The sequence below is a fragment of the Colwellia sp. NW0002-52-1 genome, assembly GCF_057550865.1.
In genome coordinates this window covers 1-3,101 of record NZ_BAAJLU010000042.1, presented here as the reverse complement: position 1 = coordinate 3,101, position 3,101 = coordinate 1, and the positions used below count along the sequence as shown (strand labels likewise).

Annotated in this window: 3 protein-coding genes; all 3 read left to right on the top strand. The window is 39.0% G+C overall.

Going from position 1 to position 3,101, the window contains the following annotated elements:
• Positions 1-106 precede the first annotated feature (106 nt).
• The 3 genes from prpF to AC27H3_RS17980 all read left to right on the top strand — a co-directional run bounded on the left by prpF (position 107) and on the right by AC27H3_RS17980 (position 3,094).
• Positions 107-1,300, top strand: a complete 1,194-nt coding sequence (gene prpF, locus AC27H3_RS17990) for a 2-methylaconitate cis-trans isomerase PrpF (RefSeq protein WP_487108099.1) — start codon at positions 107-109, stop codon at positions 1,298-1,300.
• 735 nt (positions 1,301-2,035) lie between these two features.
• Positions 2,036-2,632, top strand: coding sequence for a glutathione S-transferase family protein (locus AC27H3_RS17985; RefSeq protein WP_487108098.1), 597 nt, complete (start codon positions 2,036-2,038; stop codon positions 2,630-2,632).
• Positions 2,633-2,752: 120 nt separating this feature from the next.
• Positions 2,753-3,094: a hypothetical protein gene (locus tag AC27H3_RS17980; protein ID WP_487108097.1), complete on the top strand. Its 342-nt coding sequence runs from the start codon at positions 2,753-2,755 to the stop codon at positions 3,092-3,094.
• Positions 3,095-3,101: the final 7 nt, after the last annotated feature.

Sequence of the window (3,101 nt, the reverse complement as noted above, 5' to 3'; positions counted from 1 at the left end):
ACTTAAAACTCATTGCTCAAAGGCTAACTGCTTATAAGCCTGCTTAGTAAAAGCCTAAGAGTTTTAAACGTAATGCGCAATTGTATAAAAAGAAAAGGAGAGAGCCGTGTCTCACGCCCCTCAAATCAAAATCCCCGCAACCTATATGCGTGGCGGTACCTCTAAAGGTGTATTTTTTAATTTAACTGATTTACCCGAACGCTGCCAGGTACCTGGAGAAGCGCGCGATAATATGTTGCTACGTGTTATTGGCAGCCCAGATCCTTACGGTAAACAAACCGATGGTATGGGCGGTGCAACCTCAAGCACCAGTAAAACGGTTATTTTAGCCAAAAGTGAAGTGGCCGATCACGACGTTGATTACTTATTTGGCCAAGTCGCTATTGATAAAGCATTTGTTGACTGGTCGGGTAACTGCGGCAATTTAACGGCTGCAGTGGGCTCATTTGCCATTAATGCGGGTTTAGTTGACCCGTCACGAATCCCTGAAAATGGTGTTTGTATTGTCCGTATTTGGCAAAAAAATATTGCCAAAACGATTATCGCACGTGTACCTATTACCAACGGACAAGTACAAGAAACCGGTGACTTTGAACTTGATGGCGTTACCTTTCCTGCCGCGGAAGTGCCGGTAGAGTTTGTTGCACCCGTTGACCCATCTGAAGCGATGTTTCCAACCGGTAATGTTGTTGATGAACTTGAGGTACCTACTGTTGGAGCCTTCAAAGCAGCAAAATATCAAGTGACCATGATCAACGCGGGTATTCCTACCATTTTCTTAAATGCAGAAGATCTTGGTTATACCGGCACAGAGCTGCAAGACGCCATAAACAATGACGAGGCAGCATTAGCACGCTTCGAAACTATTCGAGCTGCCGGCGCCGTTAAAATGGCGTTGATTAGCGATGTTTCAGAAGCCGCTGCACGCCAACATACCCCGAAAGTGGCTTTTGTTAGCGGCGCTAAAGATTATATAACATCAAGCGGTAAAGCAGTTCTAAGTACAGATATCGACTTGCATGTACGGGCATTATCTATGGGTAAATTACACCATGCCATGATGGGCACAGCCGCCGTAGCTATTGGCGCAGCCGCAGCAATACCAAGCACATTAGTCAATGTGGCCGCTGGCGGCGGTGACCGCGATGCCGTGGTATTTGGTCATCCATCGGGCACACTAAAAGTAGGCGCTCAAGCATCACAAGTTAATGCGCAGTGGACGGTCGATAAAGCGATTATGAGTCGAAGCGCGCGTGTTTTAATGGAAGGTTGGGTGCGTATTCCTGCAGATTCGTTTTGATCGGTGATTTTCGTTTAAGAAAGTGGAAAGTGTGTGGTTGTAGTTGGTGATCACTTTGGTGGTTATTTTTCGCTGATTTTACATTAGTTTTGTATTTATTTTAACGGATATTGTGTTTATGGTCAGGCTGCATTGATTGCCTGCTTTAATTGTAGAAAGGCAGATTTAATCAGTCTTTCTACTTCATGTTATTCAAGGGATGATATAACTTATTAAACCTAAAATTAAGTTATGTATATTGATTTGAATAAATATTCACTTGTAGGTTGGCCTTGCCTATGGAGAGGTGGATTTGATCTGTCTAATACGCTGCTAGCTTACTAAAGAAAGTTGCACTATTAAGCCTATATGAGAGCTTGGTTTTGACATTATCGAATCAATTAGAGCACGTAAAACCGCTTAAATTTATGCCAAAAACAGCAAAAATTAACAGGCCATTCATCCTAATTTGTATACCCTATAGTAAATTATCTTAAATTTTATTTATTTTGTTATGCACTAAATTAAACTGTGTTTTTGTACAGTTAGGTACGATTTCCTGCTTTCATCCAATAAAAAGGAAATATTCTCGTTTATGTCTTTAACATAACGAAATGTTTTATGAGTAACTTATTGTAGATATTGAATAAATAAGGTATGTTTTGATTATCGTAAAATATGAAAGAAGGATTTTTTCCTTGTTTAAATAAGGAATTTTTCCTCATAATAAGCTGTTATATGCCTAAGGAGAGTTCAGTGAAAATCTATGGAGATATTCAATCAGGGAATTGCTATAAGGTAAAACTTCTTACTTCCATTTTAGATATTGATCATGAGTGGATAGAAGTTGATATATTAGCAAGTGAAACTCAAACTGAGTCTTATTTAAAAAAGAATCCAAATGGTAAAATACCGCTACTTGAGTTAGATGATGGAACATTTATTTCAGAATCTAATGCAATTTTAAATTATCTTGCATCAGGTACATCATTAGTTGGTACTTGCCGCTTTACTACTGCAAAAATTCTTCAATGGCAATTCTTTGAACAGTACAGTCATGAACCTTTTATCGCTGTTGCTCGATTTATTGCGAAGTATCTTGGGTTACCTGAAGATCGTAAATCAGAGTATAAAGCTAAGCAGTCTGGCGGACATAAAGCGCTTAAAGTCATGGAAGAACAACTACAACTTACACCTTATCTTGTTGGTTCTGAGCTTACTATCGCTGATATATCATTATATGGTTATACGCATGTGGCTTATGAGGGCGGATTTGACTTGTCAGAATATCCATCTATTCAACAATGGGTTGATCGTATTCAAGCTAATCCTAAATATATAGGTATGGAGTAATCGGCATATAACAAGGGTTTTCAAGTCGGACAAATTACAGTTAGCTTTTTGTTCGTGCCTCACTTATTTTAGCCAACTGCAATTTGCCGCTTAAAACGGCGTTAGCAGTACAAGGAAGTTATGAGTAGCATCAAGTTTCATTCAAAATGGGAAGCGGAAGTTGAAACCGAAGAGATTATCACTTCAGGCACTTGGTATTACCAAAATGAAATTCCTTATTCAGCTCAGTTGATTAAGCAAAAATGGAATTATAAAAGTACTGATTTGCCTATCCTTGACGAAATTCTTGAGGTTCCATTTTGTGACTACATTGATTACTCTATCAGTGATGAAGGTGTAATGTATTTTTGGCGTTTTGAAAGCAGTAACAACAAAACTAGCAGTCCTGTATTTCCTACCTATTTTTTAGCTAGAGATCATATCAATACTTACGGCTACAAATACGAATTGGATGGGAGTTAAGTACTGC

Excerpts from the sequence above, each read along its gene's own strand:
- AC27H3_RS17980 (WP_487108097.1), top strand. The coding sequence starts at position 2,753 with ATGAGTAGCATCAAGTTTCATTCAAAATGGGAAGCGGAAGTTGAAACC.